Source organism: Nostoc sp. C057 (assembly GCF_013393925.1).
GTDB lineage: Bacteria > Cyanobacteriota > Cyanobacteriia > Cyanobacteriales > Nostocaceae > Nostoc > Nostoc muscorum_A.
The window spans coordinates 2,885,610-2,908,499 of record NZ_CP040281.1; the positions used below are offsets into that span (position 1 = coordinate 2,885,610).

At 40.0% G+C, this 22,890-nt stretch carries 18 protein-coding genes; 11 read left to right on the forward strand and 7 right to left on the reverse strand.

Going from position 1 to position 22,890, the window contains the following annotated elements; genetic code table 11:
* Positions 1-885 precede the first annotated feature (885 nt).
* Positions 886-1,770: a hypothetical protein gene (locus tag FD724_RS12615; RefSeq protein ID WP_179072864.1), complete on the forward strand. Its 885-nt coding sequence runs from the start codon at positions 886-888 to the stop codon at positions 1,768-1,770.
* A 217-nt stretch (positions 1,771-1,987) separates the two neighbouring features.
* On the opposite strand, the gene clpP is transcribed toward FD724_RS12615, so the two are convergent.
* On the reverse strand, positions 1,988-2,599 hold the full coding sequence (clpP, locus tag FD724_RS12620; RefSeq protein WP_099099266.1) for an ATP-dependent Clp endopeptidase proteolytic subunit ClpP: 612 nt from the start codon (positions 2,597-2,599) through the stop codon (positions 1,988-1,990).
* A 478-nt stretch (positions 2,600-3,077) separates the two neighbouring features.
* Here clpP and FD724_RS12625 point away from each other — a divergent pair, with 478 nt between their 5' ends.
* The 3 genes from FD724_RS12625 (at position 3,078) to FD724_RS12635 (ending at position 6,055) form a co-directional block, all read left to right on the forward strand.
* Positions 3,078-3,233: a hypothetical protein gene (locus tag FD724_RS12625; protein ID WP_179072865.1), complete on the forward strand. Its 156-nt coding sequence runs from the start codon at positions 3,078-3,080 to the stop codon at positions 3,231-3,233.
* A 171-nt stretch (positions 3,234-3,404) separates the two neighbouring features.
* Positions 3,405-5,462: a thioredoxin domain-containing protein gene (locus tag FD724_RS12630; RefSeq protein ID WP_179072866.1), complete on the forward strand. Its 2,058-nt coding sequence runs from the start codon at positions 3,405-3,407 to the stop codon at positions 5,460-5,462.
* Entirely contained in the window at positions 5,459-6,055 is a 597-nt protein-coding gene (locus tag FD724_RS12635) for a molybdenum cofactor guanylyltransferase (RefSeq protein WP_179072867.1), read from the forward strand. The genes FD724_RS12630 and FD724_RS12635 overlap by 4 nt, the downstream gene beginning before the upstream one ends.
* Positions 6,056-6,178: 123 nt before the next feature.
* Here the strand turns inward: FD724_RS12635 and FD724_RS12640 are convergent, their stop codons facing one another.
* The gene (locus tag FD724_RS12640) at positions 6,179-7,678 is read right to left on the reverse strand and encodes a family 10 glycosylhydrolase (protein ID WP_179072868.1); all 1,500 of its coding nucleotides are present in this window, start codon (positions 7,676-7,678) and stop codon (positions 6,179-6,181) included.
* A gap of 448 nt (positions 7,679-8,126) precedes the next feature.
* Here FD724_RS12640 and FD724_RS12645 point away from each other — a divergent pair, with 448 nt between their 5' ends.
* Positions 8,127-9,062, forward strand: coding sequence for an ABC transporter substrate-binding protein (locus FD724_RS12645; protein ID WP_179072869.1), 936 nt, complete (start codon positions 8,127-8,129; stop codon positions 9,060-9,062).
* A 244-nt stretch (positions 9,063-9,306) separates the two neighbouring features.
* Here FD724_RS12645 and FD724_RS12650 read toward each other — a convergent pair whose 3' ends face one another.
* From FD724_RS12650 to FD724_RS12665, 4 genes are all read right to left on the reverse strand, one after another.
* A complete protein-coding gene (locus tag FD724_RS12650; RefSeq protein ID WP_179072870.1) occupies positions 9,307-10,275 on the reverse strand; it encodes an FTR1 family protein in 969 nt (322 codons plus the stop codon).
* A gap of 164 nt (positions 10,276-10,439) precedes the next feature.
* The gene (locus FD724_RS12655; protein ID WP_012412436.1) at positions 10,440-10,874 is read right to left on the reverse strand and encodes a bacterioferritin; all 435 of its coding nucleotides are present in this window, start codon (positions 10,872-10,874) and stop codon (positions 10,440-10,442) included.
* Between the two features lie 187 nt (positions 10,875-11,061).
* The gene (locus FD724_RS12660) at positions 11,062-12,099 is read right to left on the reverse strand and encodes a helix-hairpin-helix domain-containing protein (protein WP_179072871.1); all 1,038 of its coding nucleotides are present in this window, start codon (positions 12,097-12,099) and stop codon (positions 11,062-11,064) included.
* 165 nt (positions 12,100-12,264) lie between these two features.
* Positions 12,265-13,290 (reverse strand): multicopper oxidase domain-containing protein, encoded by a 1,026-nt coding sequence (locus FD724_RS12665; protein ID WP_179072872.1) that lies wholly within the window; start codon positions 13,288-13,290, stop codon positions 12,265-12,267.
* 712 nt (positions 13,291-14,002) lie between these two features.
* Between FD724_RS12665 and FD724_RS12670 the strand changes: the two genes are divergently transcribed.
* The 6 genes from FD724_RS12670 (at position 14,003) to FD724_RS12695 (ending at position 22,140) form a co-directional block, all read left to right on the forward strand.
* Positions 14,003-14,194 (forward strand): CbtB domain-containing protein, encoded by a 192-nt coding sequence (locus FD724_RS12670; protein WP_179072873.1) that lies wholly within the window; start codon positions 14,003-14,005, stop codon positions 14,192-14,194.
* A gap of 501 nt (positions 14,195-14,695) precedes the next feature.
* The gene (locus FD724_RS12675; protein WP_179072874.1) at positions 14,696-15,874 is read left to right on the forward strand and encodes a hypothetical protein; all 1,179 of its coding nucleotides are present in this window, start codon (positions 14,696-14,698) and stop codon (positions 15,872-15,874) included.
* A 629-nt stretch (positions 15,875-16,503) separates the two neighbouring features.
* The gene (locus tag FD724_RS12680) at positions 16,504-18,450 is read left to right on the forward strand and encodes a glycosyltransferase family 39 protein (protein ID WP_179072875.1); all 1,947 of its coding nucleotides are present in this window, start codon (positions 16,504-16,506) and stop codon (positions 18,448-18,450) included.
* A 48-nt stretch (positions 18,451-18,498) separates the two neighbouring features.
* On the forward strand, positions 18,499-19,641 hold the full coding sequence (gene cofH, locus FD724_RS12685) for a 7,8-didemethyl-8-hydroxy-5-deazariboflavin synthase subunit CofH (protein ID WP_179072876.1): 1,143 nt from the start codon (positions 18,499-18,501) through the stop codon (positions 19,639-19,641).
* 528 nt (positions 19,642-20,169) lie between these two features.
* Positions 20,170-20,844, forward strand: coding sequence for a response regulator transcription factor (locus FD724_RS12690; RefSeq protein ID WP_179072877.1), 675 nt, complete (start codon positions 20,170-20,172; stop codon positions 20,842-20,844).
* A gap of 63 nt (positions 20,845-20,907) precedes the next feature.
* Entirely contained in the window at positions 20,908-22,140 is a 1,233-nt protein-coding gene (locus tag FD724_RS12695) for a HAMP domain-containing histidine kinase (protein ID WP_179072878.1), read from the forward strand.
* A gap of 17 nt (positions 22,141-22,157) precedes the next feature.
* On the opposite strand, the gene FD724_RS12700 is transcribed toward FD724_RS12695, so the two are convergent.
* Positions 22,158-22,643 carry a PepSY domain-containing protein gene (locus FD724_RS12700; RefSeq protein ID WP_179072879.1) on the reverse strand — a complete coding sequence of 162 codons (486 nt, stop codon included), beginning with the start codon at positions 22,641-22,643 and terminating at the stop codon, positions 22,158-22,160.
* Between the last annotated feature and the right edge of the window lie 247 nt (positions 22,644-22,890).

Consider the following 22,890-nt stretch of genomic DNA (forward strand, 5'->3'; position numbering starts at 1 on the left):
TGTTTAATCTGGTTCATTCCTGTATACCCTCACGGCTTACAGAAACAAGCTGGAAACGAATTGCCCAGAGGCAAGGCTTCCTAAGTTCTAAGGAAAGGAAACCCAACCCAGTAAGAGTGGGAAACTACTCCGGCAGTTCCGAGCAAAGGAAGCCTACCCACGGACAACTCTGGGCATCTACGAACTTCTCACTGCACGATGCTCTCAGAATTCGCCTGCGTTCAAGTCACTTCACCTAACCAAACTTAAGATTGCACGCCTGATTTTACAATTTAGCCCCGCTAGTGAATTACGCGACGGGTTTTTGAGAAGTTGGGTTTATAGAATCCATACTGCTCAAAAGCGCTATGCAGGGGAGCCACTGCGGTGAGGCAGCCCCCGTCTTAGCGCAGCCAGCCTTAGCGAGGTACGAGCATCTGGGGAACTGCCGAACCCCAAGTGGAGCAAGTGGCGTGGAAACTACAGGTGTTTGATTGTCTAGAGTGAAGGTAATTTTACGCCATTAGAATCTGATTTTTAACTAGGAGGAACTGCCGGTGAACCCAATTTTCCCACATGTAGAATCGGTAACAATTAGGTGAGCAGCTTAATAAGCAGTGAGGGCGAACCTTATCTCCATTATTGTAGATTTAGAGCGCACTTCCAGAAAATAGTTCTAGATATCTAGTTGGGTAATCAGTATAGCATTGCAGGCAAGACTACCCAGATAAGTTAGCACTAGCCAAAAATTTCGTCAAAAAACAGCTACTGCTACAATTGGGACACTAGACAAAGCATTAAAAGGGACTGGGGATTGGGTATTAGGGATGAGGATTAAAATAATTCTTTCCCCTATCCCAGTCTCCAATCCCAAGTCCCCAAAAGATTTAGATTGGTAGTAGTATTATGTTGGCTCAATTCCAGAGCTTGTATCCCAAGGGCAGTCTGATTTCTGAATTAGTGCAAATTTTTCAAGGAAAATATATTGTCCGGGCAAGTGTGCAAGTTGAAGGCGTAACCCGTGCGACGGGTATGGCAGCAGCAGAAACAGTAGAAGCAGCAGAAGACCAGGCCAGAACTAGGGCGTTGATAGTTTTGGGTATTACAAATGCGCCACCACAATCAGTGGAATTTAGCTCAAATTCAATTTCTCCAGCGCAGCTAAATCCCTCCTTGAATACCAAAGGTGGATTGAGTGAATCTACTTATTCTTCTACGAAAGCTGGGGATTTTGTAAGTAGTCAATGGCCAGAGGTTAGCGATAAAGAAATATCTATACCGCCTTCCAAAGTCCGCAACATCAAACCAGAAGTAGTAACAACCAGTAACGAACAGTACGAATACAGTAGTGCTGCGCCTTTACCAAGCGATAACTATAGCCAAGATTTAAGTCAAAACTTTCCTGTGACTAGCAACCGGGAGCTAGAATTCGATCCTCCAGTTGAAAACTTGGAAATAACGTTTAGTAACGAGCCAGAAAATCAAACCTTTCCAGCAATTTCTGCTAATAATGTCACACCATTTACACCTCGGAGTTACAGCCCTCAAGAGGATGTCCCTACCCCGTCAGTGGCAGGAAAGAGAAAGAAGAAAGCTGAACCCGTGGATTTATCTGATGTAATTGCTAAAACAGATGTCGAACTTCAGCGTTTAAACTGGACACCAGAACAGGGACGGGAGCATCTGATTAAAACCTACGGTAAACGCGGGCGTACTTTGCTAACTGAAGAAGAATTACATGGATTCCTTAAATACCTCCAATCGCAGCCTGACCCAATAGCGGGATTTTGATTTGTCATTGGTGATTAGTCATTTGTCATTAGTCAGAAGAATTACACGGATTTCTCAAATACATGCAATCTCAGCCAGACCCAAGCGCAGGATTTTGATTTGCAACTTCTAAATCAAGTTTTGAACTCAAAGAACCCCTCTTCATAACTGAAGAGGGGTTCTTTTTGAGGTTTAAGGGAATTAAAAGTGGTAAATCACCATTTACCAATCGTGACTATTAATTCACAGCAGCAACAGCTGGACGGCTACCAGCAGCGTGACGGTCAATCACTTGGTCAATCAAACCGTAGTCCCTAGCTTCCTCTGGTGACATGAAAAAGTCACGTTCAGTATCTTCAGCAATGCGCTCAATTGGTTGACCTGTATGTTCAGCTAAATAGTCGTTTAGCCGCTTCTTGTGGTACAAAATTTCCCGCGCCTGAATTTCAATATCAGTCGCCTGTCCTTGAGCGCCACCAAGAGGTTGATGAATCATAATCCGAGAATGGGGTAAACTCATCCGCTTACCCTTAGCACCTGCGCTGAGGAGGAAAGCGCCCATACTCGCCGCCAATCCGGTACAAATTGTACAGACATCAGGGCGAATATGTTTCATAGTGTCAAAAATGCCCATACCAGCCGTCACCGAACCACCGGGAGAATTGATGTACATATAAATGTCCTTCTCCGGGTCTTCAGCATCCAAATACAGCAGTTGGGCAACAATCAAGTTAGCAATGTTGTTGTCAACTTGTTGTCCCAAAAAGATGATGCGCTCACGTAACAGCCGTGAGTAGATGTCAAAGGCGCGTTCACCTCGACCCGATTGTTCAATAACGATAGGAATCATGGAAGCGTGTTTGTGGCTACTTTAAATACATTTTATCGGTGACAGCACGAAACTGGGGTTTATCTCTACTGTTCTCACGCAAATAACTTCAACATTTTCCCTTGCTCCCTGCCCTCTGCCCCCTGCTCCCTGCTTCCTTGCCTCTTTTTCAACCTTTAAGGGCACTTTTTAGCCGCAAAAGCTGTCTAAGAGAATATCCCATGTAGGGAAGAACAAATCAAAAAACTCTAATTATCGCCAATTTCATCATCTCGACCTTTGTTAGATAACTTTGGCGATGTAGTCATTAAACCGATAACCGAAATCCAACTTGCTTAGGGACTTGTGTTAAATTTCTGTAACATTTTAAACATTTTTTTAGGATTTCCCTCAGCAATTATCAAGTTATTTTTGTTAGATTCGGTAAATCGATAGTACGAGGTGTATTCAGAATAACCAGTCCTAATTGAAATGCTATCCACTCAGAGAGAGACGTGCCATGCTGGAAAAACTTATACAAGCCGCCATCATCACCTTCTTGCTCCATCTGATAGCAGGACTTAGCCCAAATACTTTAATTCAGTCAAAGACAGCATCACCTGTGCAAGAAACGCCACCAAATATTGTCAGCTTGCTATTGCGATCTTTCCAATAAAAATATTTCACAACTTACACAGGTGTCGGCGATTTCAAAGACATGCACTACTACCTCCTACCCAAGGGGTAAGTCGCTTGTAGGATTATCTTGCATATACATAGCTGTCTAGGTTAACACTCTTGGGAACAAGGTAGACTGAGCAAAGAAGGCAACTATTTGCATTTGATCATGACTAATCGCCTTGCTGAAGCTAAGAGCCTCTATCTCCGCAAACACGCCGAAAACCCCATTGATTGGTGGCCTTGGTGTGACGAAGCGCTTGCAACTGCAAGGGCGCAAAATAAACCGATTTTTCTTTCCATTGGCTACTCTAGTTGCCATTGGTGTACTGTCATGGAAGGCGAAGCTTTTTCTGATATTGCGATCGCTGACTACATGAATGCCAATTATCTTCCCATCAAAGTAGACAGGGAAGAAAGACCTGACCTCGATAGCATCTATATGCAGGCTTTGCAGATGATGAGCGGTCAAGGGGGCTGGCCTTTAAATATTTTTCTTTCCCCAGAAGATTTAGTGCCGTTTTACGCCGGGACTTATTTTCCTGTAGACCCGCGCTATGGTCGTCCGGGATTTTTGCAGGTGTTGCAAGCCCTTCGCCGTTATTACGATACCGAAAAAGCAGAATTACAGCAACGCAAAGCCTTAATTATTGAGTCTCTGCTCACGTCTGCGGTATTGCAGGACGGTACAACAACTGAGCTTGAAGACCGCGAATTACTCCGCCAAGGTTGGGAAACCAGCACAGGTGTAATTACTTCTGGTCAATCTGGTAATAGCTTTCCGATGATTCCCTATACAGAATTAGCATTGCGGGGAACTCGATTTAATTTTGAATCTCGTTATAATGGCAAGCAAGTTTGTACCCAGCGAGGACTAGACTTAGCGCTGGGAGGCATTTATGACCATGTAGGTGGTGGTTTTCATCGCTATACTGTTGACCCGACTTGGACAGTACCGCACTTTGAAAAGATGCTCTACGACAATGGACAGATTGTGGAGTATCTAGGGAATTTATGGAGTGCAGGAGTACAGGAACCAGCGTTTGAGAGAGCAGTTGCTGGTACTGTACAATGGCTAAAGCGAGAAATGACCGCACCGGAAGGTTACTTCTATGCTTCTCAAGATGCCGACAGCTTCACTGAACCTACGGCAGTAGAACCAGAAGAAGGAGCTTTTTATGTTTGGAGTTACAGCGAAGTTCAAGAACTGTTAACGCCTGAAGAATTAACGGAATTACAACAACAATTTACTTTTACCCCTAACGGCAACTTTGAAGGACGTAATGTTTTACAAAGAAGGAATTCTGGGAAACTGAGTGCAACGCTAGAAACCGCACTGAGTAAGCTGTTTATTGTTCGCTATGGCGTTAGTTCTGAGTCGCTAGAAACTTTTCCCCCGGCTTGTAACAACCAGGAAGCAAAAACCACTAACTGGCCAGGTCGCATTCCCTCGGTGACAGATACGAAAATGATTGTCGCCTGGAATAGTTTGATGATTTCTGGGCTAGCTAAGGCTGCTGGCGTTTTCCAACAACCATCATATTTGGAATTAGCAGCACAAGCAGCGAATTTTATCTTGGAAAATCAATTCGTAAATGGGCGTTTTCAGCGACTCAACTATCAAGGAGAACCGACTGTGTTAGCGCAGTCTGAAGACTACGCTTTGTTTATTAAAGCTCTGCTAGATTTACAAGCTTGCAACCCTGAGAATCAGCGATGGTTAGAAAATGCGATCGCTATTCAAGATGAATTCAATGAATTTCTCTGGAGCGTGGAATTAGGTGGTTACAATAACACATCAAGCGATTCTAGTCAAGATTTAATTGTCAGAGAACGTAGTTACGTGGATAATGCGACACCATCAGCAAATGGAATTGCGATCGCTAATCTTGTCCGTCTCGCCCTTCTCACCGATAATCTAGATTATTTAGATTTAGCCGAACTTGGTTTGAAAGCTTTTAAGAGTGTAATGCATCGCTCTCCCCAAGCTTGTCCCAGCTTATTTACAGCTTTGGATTGGTATCGTAATTCTACCTTGATTCGCAGCACCACTGAGCAAATAAACTCGCTGATCCCCAAGTTTCTACCAGCATCTGTGTTTGCCCTAACATCTGATTTACCAGAGGGAAGCGTTGGCTTAGTTTGCCAAGGTTTGAAGTGTCTTGCACCAGCAGAAAATGTCGAGCATTTATTACAGCAAGTAGAGAAAAGTCAGAATAGAGGATGACGACCAGAAGCGAATTAACCACCATTGTATTAGCAGGCGGTAAAAGTTCTCGCATGGGTCAAGATAAAGCCTTGATTCCCATTCAAGGAGTGCCGTTGTTACAGCGAGTTTGTGAGATTGCTAAAAGCTGTACTGAAGCTGTTTATGTAGTCACTCCCTGGCCAGAACGCTATCAAGATTTGCTTTTGCCTGGTTGTCAGTTTATCCGAGAAGTACCTTTGTCTGGAGAATCCCTCGCCCACGGGCCTTTAGTGGGTTTTGCTCAAGGACTAGCCGAAGTAAAGACAGAATGGGTGCTGTTGCTGGCTTGCGATTTGCCGAGATTGCGGGTTGAGGTGTTACAAGAATGGGTAACTAGACTTGATAGCGTGGGGGATAATGCGATCGCAGCTTTAGCTCATCATCCTAAAGGTTGGGAACCTCTGTGTGGTTTTTATCGCCGTCGTTGTTTGCCACAACTTTTAGAGTTTATCAATCAAGGGGGGCGATCGTTTCAGCAATGGCTGCGGCAATATCCTGTGGAAGTTTTGCCTTTATCAGAACCAGAAATGCTGTTTAACTGTAATACACCAGAGGACTTGGCTTTAAGTTAATTAAAGAAGAATACAGAATTCAGAATCAATTAGTGAGAGATTCAGCTATATGTGATTAGTGATTGGGGAGATGATGGGAATTTTCCTGCTGAATTCTGAATTCTGACTCCTGAATTCTGCTATTTAACGAATGCGACAAAATTTGCGATCGTTATCATTTTCAGGATATTGCCAAGAATAGGCAAAATGGCTAACTCCCTTCAGTTGAGGGGAAAATTTGCGAAGTGCCTCCATTTGCACTTCTAAGGATGGACGATTACTAACCGATTCTCCCCATTTGCCGGCTAAAGCTGGAATCACTTTAGTACCAGGTTTTGCCATACTCAAAACCCGTTGCACTTGCGACACAATACAACTGACATTACCGCAATTTCCATAAGACATGGGATGCCATTCTAATGTAGTGGGGAAGCGATCCCAAGGTTGTAAGCGAGAATCATACCCTTGTCCTACAGTTTGGTTGCCATCAGGGAAAAACACTACTCCTGTAGAAACACCTTGCTGCTTTGCTGGGTAACTGGCTATATTGACAAAATCTAGAATTCCTTGCATGGCGTGAGCAACTGCTAGCTGCCACAATTCCCATTGCAAAAGTGGTTGTCTGTCGGTTGCAGACAGAATTGATTTTTGCGCTGCTGGGGGAATGCGTCCTTGCCAGAGAGGTTCCCCTTCCTGGGGATAAAGTTTATCAATTTCCGCGATATCTCCGGCGGTGACATATCCCTTGCTCAAATAGCGTCGAATTAAGTCCAGTCCTTTGTAATTCAGTGCCCGTTTAAATAAAGCTTCTTGAATTGCAGGACTAAATAGCCATAAATCTGAAACTTTGGTGGCGATGGAATCACTTCCTGCTTGTCGGGGATAGCGCACGTAGTCTAATAGCAAGCCATCTGGACGACGACGTAAAACTTCTTTTACTAATTGGTTGTAATCGCTTTTTGCTTGCGAGTTGTAGGGGTCGATAAATACTTGAGAGCCATTATCTACAACATATAGGCTTGTTTGACCTTTGCCATTACGAGCGATCGCACTTTCTCTATCTCGGCGCTGGGCGTAAGTATAGCCGAAATTGTTAGTAAACATCCAGGCGTAGACTTTCAAACCACGTTGCCGACCTTTTTGAATTGCTGTGGCGAGTATATCGATGTTTTCTGTCCCTGGAGTGCGAATTATAGAAGGCCAAGCCGTCGGGTTAGCTTTTGCTGGCAATAATACCTGTCCGTCGTAAAATACTTCCAAATAAACCTGGTTATAGCCACGGTTGACAATCCGATCCATAATCTGGTCGATTATTCCTGGCTGAATGTCACAGGGATACAAGCGTAACCAGACAGCTTGGATTTGTGGCCAAGTGCGAGTGCGGCACTGCTGTAATTCCTGTGCCTGTTTTTTTAGTAAGTTTTGGTAGCGGGTTTGGGCATCTTGATTGCCTTTAAGAGCTGATAAACGTAAGTTTTCTTTTTCTTTCGCCGCCGGCGATGATAACTGACAATATTGGGTTACTTGTGCGCTTGCTGGTTCGGTTCCAAAATTGGGTAGCAACGAACTAGTAGTGAAAAGAACAGCAAATATACGCCGCCAAAATAATGTTGATCTTGCAACGCTTAAAGAATGGTTAGACATATCTACCAGTAGATGGACACAATAATCATCGACCCCAATTTAGATAATTGTAGGTAACGTGTATCGAATTATATAAGTAAGCAGCAAGGGTTTAAAACCTATTTTTTCAAGACTGCCTAAGCCCTATTTGTGTTGCCGCATTTTTTTATAAAGACATAAACGCATATAAGGAAGTATAAAACATCTGAATACAAAGCAAGTTTAGTCTACTATTGGGTAGATTGCGCCTCTACCTTAGTTAGTGAAATTCTGCCAAAGCCAGTAGTTTTTTTGAAACAAGAATAGGTTGACTTTTAGCTCTTGTCATTAGCCACATCTTTTCAATCTCTGGCTTCGTTGATCCAGTTTGCTACTTTATAGCTATATTGCTAAAAGCTACATTAACGATTTTTGAATGTGTTGCTGAGTATGCTTCTTATACAATTCTTACCCTAGAAGGAATTTTAATATGCATCGTCGTTGGCTCTTATCTGCTTTAGCACTTTTGATGAGTATAGTTTTAGCTGCTTACACAACCGCAACCACTCAGCAGTCACAAATAAAAGTCACAAACCCTACTGAGACAATAAACGCAAATTCTCAACAACTACCAACAGGATCGGTAAAAAGAGTTGTTGCTCTTTCTTCTCTTTCTGCGGATATTATCTCTCGACTTAATTCAAGCAAAATTGTCGGAATCACTGGTAGTAAATTATTTAAGAATGACTCAAAATTCAAAGATATTCCCCGTGTTAGTGAAGGACAAAGCCCGCCCAATTTAGAGAAAATAGTAGCACTAAAACCAGATTTAGTTATTGGTGCAGAAGGTTTTTCTAACATCCCAATTCAAAAACTTCAGCAGCTAGGAATTAATACCTTTCTTACTAAGGTGAATAACTGGGAATCTCTAGAAGAACTTACTAAAACCCTTGCTAAAAAAATTGATGCCGATCCTCTGCCTTTGTTAAATCGTTATAAAACTTTCTTGCCAGAAAAGCCAACTCAGGGTTTTTCTACTCTAGCGCTGGTTAGTCGTCAGCCAATTTTAGCACCGAATAAAAATAGTTGGGCCGGGGATTTGCTGGCAAAATTTCAGGCGATAAATATAGCAGCAGATTTACAAGGAAAGAGTCCAATTGGTGGTTATGTGACGCTTTCTGCTGAGAAAGTTTTAGAAGCAAATCCAGAGGTGATAATTTTGGTTAATCCCCCACAAGGGAATTCGGAAGCAGCACTTTTAGATTCACTGAAAAAGGAAGCTTTTTGGCAGCAACTACAAGCAACTAAAAATAACCGAGTTTATGTGTTTGATTATTTTGGTTTGGTCAATCCGGGTAGTATAGATGCAATTGAAAAGGCTTGTCAGCAGCTTAAGCAAGTGTTGTTCGCACCACAGGGCACTTAGTTGAATTAAATATAATTAGTAATCTTAATTTAATTTATGAAAATTGTAAGGCTTCAGAACCCCGACTTATTTAATAACACCCTGTGCAACTTTCTCTCAGACCTAACCCCCAACCCCTTCCCTACAAGGGAAGGGGAGCAAGAATCAAAGCCTCTCTCCCTGTGGGGGAGAGGAATGGAAGTGGGGTTCTAAAGATAAGTTGCACATCGCGTTTAATAAATCGGGGTTCTAGTTGTTTGTGCTTTTAATCTTTTGCAGAACTAATCGGTTTTTGACCAAAGGGGATATTTTTTTTACTTTCGGGAGAAGCACCTCCAAGGCTGCGGAAATACAGTCCTCCAATGGTGAGTAAGAACGTCACATATCCCACTGCTTGTACAAGATAGAGATTGTCTCTGTAACCAAATAAAGATTTGAGAATAATGCCCGGAAACTGTTCGTCAGGCAAGATTGTGGAAGTATTTGAAACCATTGGCCCCAAAATACAGGAGTGGACTTTTGTAAAACGTTCGTAATAGAAACAAAAGCTTTCTGTGGAACGACTGCTAAGGGCAAGGTTAGCCACAGCTTCGTCAAAGTGTTTCAAGCTTGAAACTACCAACCCAGCCACAATCAACACTAAGAAAACGCCCATTACCTGGAAAAACTGGCGGATGTTAATTTTGACACCCCATTTAAATAGCAGCACTCCAATAGCAGTTGCCGCTACCAAACCACCAATAGCACCCAATGCTGGCATTAATCCCTGTTGAAAATTAGCAGCAACGAACAGAACAGTTTCAAAGCCTTCACGGACAACGGCAATTAAAATTAAAGTAAAAACACCCCAGCCAGCATTTGAGTTTTGTGTCAGCGCTTCTGTTACTGCTCCCTCAACTGTAGCTTTCATGAATCTGGCTTGTTTAGTCATCCAGATTAGCATCCAACTGAGCATTGCGATCGCTAATACGCTAAATACACCTTCCAAGGCTGGCTCAACTACCGAGGTGTATTGAGGATTCGCTGCTCCCAATATTTGAATTACCCAACTGAATAGCACACCTATAAAAGCACTGACAACAATGCCAACGCCGATACCAGCATATACCCAAGAGTTGAGTCGGGATTGTTTAGCTTTTTTTAGCAAAGCTAGCACAATACCAACAACTAGGGCAGCTTCTACTCCTTCTCGGAGTGTGATTATAAAAGTAGGTAGAGCAGTACTAAAATCCATCTTTTTTCCTTTGTCTTTTGTCTTTTGTCATTAGTCAGTTGTCCTACCCTGCGGGTTCGCCCTTGGCGTTCTCGAAGAGTAGCCGCTGGCGCGTCTATGTCATTTGAATTTGTTTTTGACTAGTGACCAATGACTAATGACTAATGACTAATGACTAATGACTATTAGCTAAAATCGCGTAGCATCTTTTTCAGTTCGAGATTATGCATCTCTTCTTGTCCAATCATACCGCGAGCGAATTCTTCAAGATAAATACTAGCATTGGTGACAGTTTCGAGCAGATTTTTATACAGATCCAATGCCTTTTTTTCGTGAGATAAGCTTTCTTCCAAGATATCCTTGACTTTATGCTGGTAAGTTTCTTCCATTGGGGCAATTTTCAGGGAGGGATGCCCATCTAAACCGGTGAGAATTTCTCCTACTTGTTCAGCATGAAGTAAAGACTCGCTTGCCTGTGCTTTGAAAAAAGCCACAATTGGAATACGGTTAGGGCCAGTCACCATCAAAGAATAATGTGTATAACGCACTACTCCTGCTAGTTCAAATTCCATGATGGCGTTTAGCAAGTCGATAGTCTTTTTATAGTCAAGTTCTTGCATCAGTTCTTAGTTCAAGTAACGAATGGAGTGTAATTAGGTAGAAGTTAGGAGTGAGGAGTGAGGAGTTGGAAGTCAAGAGTTAGCAAATCGGGATTCTTAACTCAGGATTCTTAATTCATAACCCCTAACTCTTAACGATTTCATCATTTTAAACTCCTTCGCATCAGCTTTCCATTAAAACAAAGTGTTATCGCTGTGCTTGGGTATTGGATTTGTCGACTACTTTTTGAGAGTTTTCCTCAATGGTTTTCACCAGCTTGGTGACATCACTAGGTGTTTTAACTGCTTTTGCTGGTGGGATGGCGGCGGGCCAAACTTTTATTAGTTCAGCGAAACTAGAATCGATCGCTTTGTGCGCTTCGGGATCTGCTTGAGCTACTTGACTAGAAATTCCTTTGTATAAATCATTGGCATAAAAGACAAAACCACGGGAGTCTTGATACTCAATTGGCGCGGTTATTTTGCCATTTGCGATCGCAGCGCCATATTCGGAGTTAGCTGAATCTAGCAGTTCGTTAATTACCTGTAGCACAAATCCTGGTTTTGAGCGTTGAGCTTCTGGCAAAGCTGCGATCGCTCCGTCAACTGCTTGCACTGAAGAAGTAAAATTAGTTTTAACTTTGCTATCCTTCGGACTAGATTTTACTAAATCTTGCAAACTCACTAATGTTGTTTTAAATTCTTTGACTTTGCGCTCATTTAATTGGTCTTCTACATCAACATAAATTTCCTCAACAGGATGTCCAATATGAGGTTCTGCTTGTTTTGGCTGATTCTGATCTAGCAGTTCTCGTGCTACCAAAAGATGCCCTTTCATTAAGCCCAATTTACTCATGTAGTCAACATCTTTTGCCTCACCAGTGAGTGCTACTTCTTGAACACCAACCTGGTCTTTAATTTGGTCAAATTGTTCTTGAGTAATTACTTTTTTAGTAACTAAATCTTCTGGGCTGCCATAAGGACGACCTGCCTGGATTTTGTTAGATAAAGCTGGAACACCTAGTTTGGCTTCAAACTTATCTAATTCTGACAAGATAGCAGTGTTAATGTTAATTTTTTCTTTGCTACCATGACCACTATGACTGTTATTACTGACTGCCTCTGTAGCTGGAGTACTAACAACTGGTGCTGATGGATTTTCTGCGGTTGGTGTACTGCTACAGGAACTCAAGGTAATTATTGCCGCTGTTGCAACAGTTAAGCAGATATAACGAAGTTTTATCATTTTTGCTCCTCACACAAATAAAAAGGTATTAATTGAAACATCTCAAACTATTAGTAGAAGCTAGTTTGTTTGACACGTTGTAGTAGACTTTACTTTGACATATAATGACAGTTTTTATCAACTAGTTGAACTAAAATTTTAATAAATTAATGACAAATTATTTATTTAAGACTTTTTAACAGTATTTTGAGAGTTACTCTCAGTAAGTACTTCAAATTGACCCATGCAACCGTTTTCTGCGATCGCATCCTGATGGGGATGGAACATATACTTACCTGGATAGCGAAAAGCAAATTCCAAGATGTGCCTTTCTGCTACACCCATCGTAATCACATCAGTTTTCTCGCTAGGAGTCATACTCATGCCATAGCGATAGACATCAAAGAAGTTGGCATGGAGATGAAAAGTCACTGCTGGATCGTATTCAATGATGTTGAGGACATACAGCCTAATCAACTGATCTTTGTAAATAGGAATGGGATTATGCATGTAATAGTGCGGCAGACCATTGAAGGCATAATAATCGTTATGGCTATCATCATTCACGTCATACCCACCCATCACTAGTACAATCTCATCAGCCGGGGGACGGGGAGTAGGTGGATCGATGATAAACATCCCGTACAGTCCCTTAGCAATGTGACGGGTGACTGGTTCAATATGGCAGTGGTACAGGTGTACACCATAAGGTTCAGCATCAAATTCATAAATTGTGGCGCTACCATTGCTGATTGGGCGAACACCATCCATTTCCGCCGGATGAACCCCATGAAAATGCAAAGAATGAGAATGTCCCGCGTTATTGAGAAATAGTATCCGAATGCGATCGCCCTGTTTAGCCCGTAGCGTTGGGCCTGGTATGCGACCATTTAAGTCCCAGATGTTGTAAGAGACAGCACTATTGAGCTTTATGATGGAAGTACCAGCAGTTAGCTGAAATTCACGGATAGTCCGCCCATTTTCTTGCTTTACCGTTCCATAATCAAAATCCCTTAACATCTTCATCGGGTTAGTAACATCGTCTGGTGCTTCCATGTTGAATGGTGGCACTTTAACGACTGACTTACTTTGTAGATTTAGCATCTGCCAAAGTCCAGCTGCACCAGTCACTCCAGCACCTGCTAGTCCCAGCTTCAATAATTGACGGCGGCTCCAAGGCTTTCCGTTACCTAGAGCGAAGTTGTTGGGCATGACATTTAGTTACAGTTAGCACCAAAAAAGAATTGCAAAAGATTTGCAATTGCTTTTAAAGCTTAGAGGAATTAATAATTATTGTCAATAATTTTATAGTGCTTAAAAACTGTTATTTAGATTGCTAAATCTAGATCAAGCTAGAATCAGTCTTTAAAAATTCTAGCCAAACTTGCTTTATTTTAACGGTATTATTACGTTCAAATCATGTATAAATTATGTTTGGCAAAAACTAACTGTTTTATACCTATTCCTGATATGCTTATTGCTTCAGCAATACCTATAGTGCAAACAATGAGTATAATAGCATCTTGGATATAGACACAAGCAAGCAAATATCGGTAATTAGTAGTGTATTTAATTGGCTTAGAGATAACATCAATTACATTTCAAGGAATTTTGGATGCTTGGTAACATGAGCATTTTTGATTTTTAATTTTAATCTGTTACCTTCGTGTTATCAGCTTTGAAAATGCCGTCATTCAAATCTATGTGTCATTCTTTTGTTATTTGTATGGATTTTATGTGGAGATTTCTACATCCTGATGAGCCGATGTTCAAAGGATAGTATAGTATTCACTAAAGTCGAGTTACACAATACATTTGATACACACTTGTCAAATACAAAGTTGATCGTATATCTTTTTCCAATCAAGTGGCATCATGCCTTTTGATTGATAAATTACCCAAATTAATTACTAGGAGGTCAAAAATGACTACTTTTTCTCAAATGTCAGTATTGCAGAAAACCGCAGGTATTACCTTATCCAAGCCTGTGCAGGTAACACTTTATATGGTGCTATCTTCTTTAGTTATCTGGACTGTTTTGTTCTCCACCTATCCTGCGGTTCATAACACAGCACACTCAGCGCGTCACCATACATTAGGCGTTGCATGTCACTAAATTATCATAATCCCAAGATTTTTTAGGTGAATGAAAAACTTTGCTAGTTAACATAACAAAGTTACAACGCTAAAATATCGCAGGTTTCGCACCAGTGTTTTTGCTTGGAAATAACTTTTAGGTAATGTAGAGATGCTTTTTTCATCTCCACCTTACATTAACTGTATTTTTGGCGTTGCTGATTAGATATATGAATCTTAGTGTAGAGACGTTGCATTGCAACGTCTCTACAAGGGTTTTGAAATCACGCAAAATCATTTTCATACCTGAATTCAGCAACGCCGTATTTCTGATGATGTCTGAATTTATCAATAATTCTTTTACTTACTAATAAAAATCTGGAGTAATTTTCATCCACTGCTATTAAGATTTACAGCGATTTTCAGGTAAATAGACCATAAGTAGGGGCGCAAGACCTTGCATCCCTACTACGACGGATGTGGTTCATATATGCTGTAAGTTGTAAAAAGTACAAAAGTTTCACATTTACCGTAAGTTTTTATGAAAAAATATCGACTTTTTGGGGTTATCAGTGCTGTTTGCATCACCTTGTCAATTCTTTATTCTTTTGTAGGGAATTCGCAAACCCCTACATCCAGAGTGCTACTCTCTACCAACCCAACTTTAGAACGTATTCTTCCCTTTGAAGCAGAGGCAGAAAAACCACAATCTCCTGTTACCCTGACGTTACAAGCTGTTGATGCTGCGGGTAAACATTTAGAAAATACTAAAATTAGCTTACAAATTCTAACACCACCGCGTAATCCTTGGTTAACAACAGATTTCCCTATTGTTGAGGGAACAAAATTGCTGCAAATGAATGCTACTGCACCTGATGGTAAGTTAGAAATTCAGCAGATGTTACCCATTCGTGGTAACTACCAACTAATGGTAAATGTGTCACCTTTAGTAGCAAATGCTTTTGCTCCATATCAGCAAATCTTAAATCTGAATGTCCACGAAAATCCAATCAAATATAAATATTTTGTGGTTATCGCAGCTATTTTACTATCACTTGGATTGTTAGGTGGTTGGGTTATCGGCGGACAAGGAGAACTACAACAAGGAGAAATTGCGCCACAGTCAGTACGCCTTTTATTAAGTGCATTGACAGTGGTGGCTATAGTAACCCTATTAGTTATCAATATTAGTGCAGAAGTTGCAGAAGCTCATGGCAGCGAACACCATCCAAGTAGTACCGAAGTAATCGCACCATCATCTCAGAAATCTCAAGGATTGGAAATTAGCCTTGACGGAGATAAAAACGCAACTGTCGGAAAACTTGCGAATTTAGCACTACAACTGAAAGATACAGCAACCGGACAACCGATCACTGATGTAGCGTTGCAGGTAAAAGCGATCGCTACAGAACATAATTTAACAGTTTTTGACTACAAAGGTATTCCCGACGAGCAAGGTAAGTTAACATGGCAAGAACAGTTTTTTGATGGTTCACCCCACAAAATCGAGGTGGAAGCAACTCCTCTACCAGGATCTAACCGTCAATTTGCACCAGTGAAAGTAGCGCAAGAAGTTGAAGTTGAAGCGATCGCACCACCAATTTATATCCGGTTAATTGGTTTATTCTACTTTACAGCCTTCGTCGGCATTGGTATGGCGATTGGATTGCTAATACAGCACCGACGAACACCACGAGAAATTAGTAATACTAATGCTTAAGTCGTAGGGGCGCAAGACCTTGCGCCCCTACAAATCTATAAATAATTTGGGATAATTTATTTTTTGCAAGTCCCTAACAGGTTGTTTGAAAAGTGTTTGGCTGTGATTTTAGGTACTAACTGATCCCCCCTAGCCCCCCTTAAAAAGCAGGGCCGTTTCATTCCCTAAAAGGCTCTGATTTACAAGCGTTTCAGGAAAAAAAGTCAGGTGACTAAAAAATCTGATTGGGCAAGAAAATCGCGATCACACTGAAATTTAGTCGTTGAGGTGGTAGCTTTTCGATTAGCAAATCAAGCAAATTTCTGACTCCTACTCTTGACAAAATCTCTAAGAGATCGAATGAAACAGCCCTGCCTTAAAAAGGGGGGAACCGGAATCAAAGTCCCCCTTTTTAAGGGGGATTTAGGGGGATCTAGAACTTTTGTTAACGAGAAGAAAACTTTTCAAACATCCTCTAAGAGAACGATGTGTATTAAAAATTAAAATAGTTGTGGTAAAACCACACTATTTTTTTTGTTAATGGGTTATGCAAACCATAAAAAGATAGTGTACTAAGAAAACCTAAGCTATTACATATATTTCTCAAGCATTGATTAATTACGAATACTAATATTAGTCTAGTTTTTATTATGTTTATATTTTTACCTCTACTTTCTTGGATTGCTATTTTTTGGTTAATTAATAAAAATCGTACCGATTGGCGTGAATCGCTGATATTAACATCTACTTACTGGGGAATTTTGATCGCTGTAATCACAGAATTTTTGAGTATTTTTAAATTAATTACTTTTGGCTGGATATTAGCAACTTGGGTATTAATATGTATCATCTTAATTTATATATGCTTTCGGTTAAATTCCCAAAACCCTAAGATTTTAGAGACAAATAATTATTCCCAAGCAAATAAAAATATTCAAATCCCATCCTTCGTAAATTTATTGTTATGCGGTGTAGGTTTCGTTGTAGCAATAGTAGGATTAATTGCCATCATCGCACCACCAAATAACTGGGATTCTATGGATTATCACATGAGTCGTGTTGCTCATTGGATACAAAATCATAGCATTGCTCATTATCCAACAAATTATACTCCACAGCTATATCAAAATCCTTGGTCAGAGTTCGTAATTTTGCACTTTCAAATTCTGAGTGATGGTGACTACTTCGCTAACTTAGTTCAATGGTTTAGCATGATTGGCTGTATTATTGCAGTCTCATTAATTGCTAAAAAACTTGAAGCAGATTTACGAGGTCAGGTTTTTTCTGCTGTTATAACTGCAACAATTCCTATGGGAATTTTGCAAGCTTCAAGCACTCAAAATGATTATGTACTTGCATTTTGGGTAGTTTGTCTTGCCTACTACTTACTATCAGCTATCGAAGCAGGAAGAAGAGATATTTGGACGAACTCATTTAATATTGGTAGTAGCATAGGACTAGCTATTTTGAGTAAAGGAACTGCTTATTTTTATGTATTTCCCTTCTTGATTTGGTTTGGATTTTACCAGATTAAAAGTTTACGCTGGAAAACATGGAAGCCGGCGTTAATAGTAGGAAGTATATCTTTATTACTGAATATTAGTCACTATTTACGTAATTATAATTTATTTGGTTCGCCATTAGGAGAACCAGGTGGCTATCGTAATGAGATACTCGGTATTAATATACTAATTTCTAATATTTTGAGGAATATTGCTTTGCATATAGGTACACCGATAGGTTTATGGAATGGAATAACAAATAGATTAATTCAACTTATCCATATATTTCTCGGTGTCGATGTTAACGATCCTCGGATAACTTTCTCAAAATCATTTTTTGTCCCAGGAGGTTGGTCAACAATTGGGATATCTGGTAACGAGAATAGTGCCGGAAACTTAGTACATCTTGCATTGATAATAATAGGTATTACAATTTTCATAACTAGAAAATATATTCGAAAAGAAAGTAATGTTTTAGTTTATTTAATTACTACCGTGGCTACATTTTTTCTATTTTGCTACTTTGTAAAATGGCAAGCCTGGAATAGTCGTCTTCATTTGCCTTTTTTTATCTTAATGTCTCCATTCTTAGGTGTTATTTTATCTAAGCTTAAAAAGCAAAAAATAGCAATTATTATAGTAACGTTTTTACTAATATCATCATTACCTTGGATATTTTGTAATAGGTATAAACCTATTTTTGATAGCAACAATATATTCCAAACTCAGAGAATTGAGCAGTATTTCAGTAATCGACCTTACCTAAAAAATACTTATATAGGAGCAGTGGAGTTTTTAAATTCAAAGAAATGCTCTACTATTGGGCTATCAATGGGAAATGACCCTTGGGAATATCCTTTTTGGGTACTTTGGCAGCAAAAGAATCAAGAAATGGTTAAAATTCAACATATTAATGTAACCAATATTTCGGCAGTTTTAGAAAAAGAAGATTCTTATCAAGATTTTGAACCTTGTGGGATTATTTCGATGGAAACTAAAAAAAGTAAAAACAATAAATATCAAGAGATTAATTTTAAAGGTAAAACTTATCTTCGAGCATGGGACTCTCCAGACCTTGGTATATTTATTAAGTAGAATTTTATTTATTACTGGATCTTAAATTTAAGATTTACTGAGAAAATAATGCTAACGAAAATTTCTGTGGAAAAAATTCTTGAGCGTGCTTTGATGGGGTACGACTTATCTCCCCAGGAGGGAGTGATATTGTTACAACAAACAGAACCAGAAGCGATCGCAGCAATTCGTGCTACATCCGACACACTCCGCCACATCCAAGCAGGCGATACGGTTACATACATAATTAACCGTAATATCAACTTTACTAATATTTGTGAGCAGCACTGTAGTTTTTGTGCATTCCGTCGAGATGATGGTGATGTCGGCGCATACTGGTTAGATTCGGCGCAAATTTTGGAAAAGGCAACAGATGCAGTGCGACGGGGTGCTACAGAAATCTGTATGCAGGGTGGGTTAAATCCACAAGCGCTGATAAATGGTAAATCTTTGCCCTACTACCTCAAGGTAGTGGAAACCATCAAACATGAATTTCCACAGATTCATCTCCACGCTTTTTCCCCGCAAGAAGTGGAATTTATCGCCAGACTTGATGGACTGGAATATGCCGATGTAATTATTGCTTTGCGCGATGCTGGTGTTGGCTCAATGCCGGGAACAGCAGCAGAAGTATTAGACGATGAAGTAAGGCGGATATTGTGTCCAGAGAAGATTAATACAGCCACTTGGCTAGAAATTGTCAGCACCGCTCATAAATTAGGCTTATATACCACTAGCACCATGTTATCTGGGCATATTGAAACCCACGAGCAGCAAATTGGGCATTTAGAAAAATTGCGATCGCTCCAACAAACCGCCATCAATCAGGGATATCCCGCAAAGATCACAGAGTTTATTTTATTACCATTTGTTGGTCAAGAAGCGCCCAAACCGTTACGTCGCCGTGTTGGACGCGATCAACCAGTTTTAAGCGATGCGCTGCTGCTAGGCGCTGTGGCGCGGATTTACTTGGGTAATTGGATTCCCAATCATCAGCAGAGTTGGGTAAAACTTGGGCTTGCAGGTGCAACCGAAGCCTTACTTTGGGGTTGCAACGATATCGGTGGAACCTTGATGGAGGAGCATATCACCACAATGGCAGGTGCTTTGGGTGGTACGTGTATGGAAGTAGAAAACTTGCAAACTGCGATCGCTTCTTTAGGACGACCTTACCAACAACGTGAGACTCTTTATCAAAAAGTTAGGATTTAAGAGTTAGGAGTAGCCCTTTCAAGATTGATAAAAAATTCCTCTTCCATCTTTTTACTCTGAGTTTTCTGCGCCTCTGTGGTTCAATAAATTACTTTTTAACCGCAGAGGTACAGGAAAAAATCGGATCATCGGCTTCCAGTGAGATAAGCTGTTAAGCATTTAATTTGCACATTGAGATCGCAGGAGGGCAGGGGGCAGGGAGCAAGGGAGAGGGTTTGCAGCTTTTATTACCATAAAAATGATGCAATTTAAATGACGATTAGCTTATTAACACAGCCTTAGAAATGCAGGAGCGTCAAATTTCATATTACAGCACTTCCGGCGGCTATGAGGTACAGCCTCAAAGCTGAAAGCTATGATAGGAGAGAGGTAAGAAGAAAATTGTATTGCATAATAGCCGGAAGCGCTGTAATCAAATCAGATTAAGTTCAAATTAATAATATATGATTCAAAATTTAAGATTAACCTTGTAGGTAAGAGAACCTTTACTAGTGTTAACAAGCTCTAATAATTTAGAGGTTGAGTATTATGAGGATTTTGATAGTTGAAGATGACGAGCGCATTACCAAGCCATTAGCCGAGTTTTTAAGACGGCAACACCATATTGTAGATATAACAACCGATGGGTTGGCAGCTTGGCAATGCTCACAATCAGCATTATATGAGCTAATTTTATTAGATTTAATGCTTCCTAAATTAGATGGAATCACTCTATGTAAGCGTTTACGCGCTGCTTCATCTAATGTTCTTATTTTAATGCTGACGGCACGAGATACAACAGGCGATAAAATTATAGGACTCGATGCTGGTGCTGATGATTACTTGGTTAAGCCATTTGAATTAAAAGAGTTAGCAGCACGCATCAGAGCTTTAGCTCGAAGAACTCCAGAAATTCGTCCCCAGATTTTAATCCACGGTGATTTGCAACTAGACCCAGCAACTCAACAGGTTACTTATGCAGGAAACATCATATTATTAACTCCTAAAGAATATATGATATTAGAATACTTTTTGAGAAACCCAAATCAAGTTATCACTCGTTCTGCAATTCTTGACAAACTATGGGATTTTGATAAATCTTCTGGAGAAGGAAGTATTAAAACTCATATTACAAATTTGCGGAATAAACTGAGAGCATCTGGAAGTTCGGAAGACTTGATTGAAAATATCTATGGCATTGGTTATCGTCTAGGAAGCAAGTAAAATGATTTAAGATAAAATCGTCATTTATTAAATAAAAATTAACAATTTTATAGCAAAAATAATGTGTTTCAAAGAATTAGATATCGTTTGTTGTTGTCTTACTTAGTTGTGTTCGCATCACTGCTGGGAATATTTGCGATCGCAGTCCGATTTGCTTTCACACGTAGTCTGACTGAACAAATCACAGATAAACTCACAGCCATAGGGAAAGGTGCATCTGCAAATGTAGAGTTTGAAAAAGGTCGCTTAACTATTGAAAGTGACTTTCGTCCAGAAGACTTAATTGCTTCTCATCAAGCATTACAGTGGTTTGATAGTCAAGGAAACTTGATTACGCAACAAGGAAAAACTGTTTTAACTTTACCTTTTTTACCAAACAAAATAGTACAAGTTCAGACTGGTAAAATTCCTATTCAAGCAGTAAATGTACCAATTATTGCTAGCGATAATGGTGAGCTTGTTGGGTATGTGAGAGTTAGTCAATCTTTAGATGAATTTGATGAAACCCTGCAAAAGCTGGACTGGGGATTAGGTGGTGGGATTATTATAACTTTGGTTCTGAGTGGTATTGGCGGAATTTTACTAACTCGTCAAGCAATGCAACCCATTGAAGAGAGTTTTGCAAGGCTTAAACAATTTACTGCTGATGCTTCCCATGAACTGCGTAGTCCGTTAATGGCTATCAAAATTAATGCTGAGTTACCGCTAGAATATCCAGAAGAAATAGGCCCAAAAGATGCAGAAAAGTTTCGGGTGATCGCCAACGCTACTAACCAGATGACTCGCCTTACAGAAGACTTATTGATGTTAGCACGCACTGATAGAGTTTCCAATCAGGATAGAGATACTCTCGATTTAACTTCAATATTAGAGAACCTAATCCAACTGTATAAACCTCAAGCTGAAGCCAAACAACTTAATTTGAAAATTCAATTAATTGCTAATCTTCAGCTAATAGGTGATTCCGTTCAATTAATGCGACTGTTTACTAATTTAATTGAAAATGCACTCTACTACACACCATCAGGAGGCGTAGTTGAAATTAAAACTAGTCGTGTTGGTTCCCAGCTTTATGTCAACCTACAAGATACAGGTGTCGGAATTGCACCAGAGTATATGGACAAGGTTTTTGAGCGTTTTTGGCGAGCAGATCAATCTCGTTCTTATTGGTCAGGTGGTTCTGGTTTAGGGCTAGCGATCGCTCAAACTATTGCTCAAAATCACGGTGGATTAATTAGTGTTAAGAGTCAATTAGGAATTGGTAGTTGTTTTACTGTCCGTTTACCAACTTCTTGACAGTGTGACTTTCCTGCTTATTTGCCATCATCATTGGTTTCGCGATCGCCATCACTAGTTTCTTTAACTTGAATACTACTCTTGGGACGAGTGACTTCATTCTTCTCATCTTGTTGATTGGCATTCTCAGCGTAGAGAACTTTGCCATTACCAGCATCTACTGTAACTTCTTGCTGACCAATTTCTACAGAATAAATTAAGTTGCCATCTTCATTTTCGAGTTTGACACTTTTCGCTTTACCTCCCACAGATGCTTCAGCTGCTTGCTGTGCTTGTTGTGCTGTAATTTTAGCTAGTGGTTGCAGTTTTGCCGCTTCTTGTGCATCGTCGTTGGTTTCACCGTCACCATCACTAGCTTCAGCAACTTGGATAGCACTATGATGCTGATGCACAATTGCTACAAAAGATTGTGGTTGTTTTGCAGACACAACTCTCGACAATCCAGCAAGTCCTAAAGTACCAACAAAAGCTACTGCCAAAATGATTTTTGTGGAAGTCTTCATACTTGTAAAATTCCTTTAATTCTGGGTTTGTATTTTCACAGTAGGTAATAAAAGTCAAGAAGTAGTCAAGATTGGTTTGAGTTCAATAAATTCAATATTAAATGGTGAAAATAATTTTTAATGAGATATTTCAGCTATTTATAGTGCCTATATTAGGATAAAATCCCGTTTTCAATCAAATCTTGACTATTTCTTGACTTTTGCTGTGTAAAGTACAATCACTCAGTAATTTATGACAACACAGCTA

What these genes read in the sequence shown, in the direction of transcription:
- FD724_RS12615 (WP_179072864.1), top strand. Translation starts at nt 886, where the DNA reads ATGTTGGCTCAATTCCAGAGCTTGTATCCCAAGGGCAGTCTGATTTCT.
- clpP (WP_099099266.1), bottom strand. Translation starts at nt 2,599, where the DNA reads ATGATTCCTATCGTTATTGAACAATCGGGTCGAGGTGAACGCGCCTTT.
- FD724_RS12625 (WP_179072865.1), top strand. Translation starts at nt 3,078, where the DNA reads ATGCTGGAAAAACTTATACAAGCCGCCATCATCACCTTCTTGCTCCAT.
- FD724_RS12630 (WP_179072866.1), top strand. Translation starts at nt 3,405, where the DNA reads ATGACTAATCGCCTTGCTGAAGCTAAGAGCCTCTATCTCCGCAAACAC.
- FD724_RS12635 (WP_179072867.1), top strand. Translation starts at nt 5,459, where the DNA reads ATGACGACCAGAAGCGAATTAACCACCATTGTATTAGCAGGCGGTAAA.
- FD724_RS12640 (WP_179072868.1), bottom strand. Translation starts at nt 7,678, where the DNA reads ATGTCTAACCATTCTTTAAGCGTTGCAAGATCAACATTATTTTGGCGG.
- FD724_RS12645 (WP_179072869.1), top strand. Translation starts at nt 8,127, where the DNA reads ATGCATCGTCGTTGGCTCTTATCTGCTTTAGCACTTTTGATGAGTATA.
- FD724_RS12650 (WP_179072870.1), bottom strand. Translation starts at nt 10,275, where the DNA reads ATGGATTTTAGTACTGCTCTACCTACTTTTATAATCACACTCCGAGAA.
- FD724_RS12655 (WP_012412436.1), bottom strand. Translation starts at nt 10,874, where the DNA reads ATGCAAGAACTTGACTATAAAAAGACTATCGACTTGCTAAACGCCATC.
- FD724_RS12660 (WP_179072871.1), bottom strand. Translation starts at nt 12,099, where the DNA reads ATGATAAAACTTCGTTATATCTGCTTAACTGTTGCAACAGCGGCAATA.
- FD724_RS12665 (WP_179072872.1), bottom strand. Translation starts at nt 13,290, where the DNA reads ATGCCCAACAACTTCGCTCTAGGTAACGGAAAGCCTTGGAGCCGCCGT.
- FD724_RS12670 (WP_179072873.1), top strand. Translation starts at nt 14,003, where the DNA reads ATGACTACTTTTTCTCAAATGTCAGTATTGCAGAAAACCGCAGGTATT.
- FD724_RS12675 (WP_179072874.1), top strand. Translation starts at nt 14,696, where the DNA reads ATGAAAAAATATCGACTTTTTGGGGTTATCAGTGCTGTTTGCATCACC.
- FD724_RS12680 (WP_179072875.1), top strand. Translation starts at nt 16,504, where the DNA reads ATGTTTATATTTTTACCTCTACTTTCTTGGATTGCTATTTTTTGGTTA.
- cofH (WP_179072876.1), top strand. Translation starts at nt 18,499, where the DNA reads ATGCTAACGAAAATTTCTGTGGAAAAAATTCTTGAGCGTGCTTTGATG.
- FD724_RS12690 (WP_179072877.1), top strand. Translation starts at nt 20,170, where the DNA reads ATGAGGATTTTGATAGTTGAAGATGACGAGCGCATTACCAAGCCATTA.
- FD724_RS12700 (WP_179072879.1), bottom strand. Translation starts at nt 22,643, where the DNA reads ATGAAGACTTCCACAAAAATCATTTTGGCAGTAGCTTTTGTTGGTACT.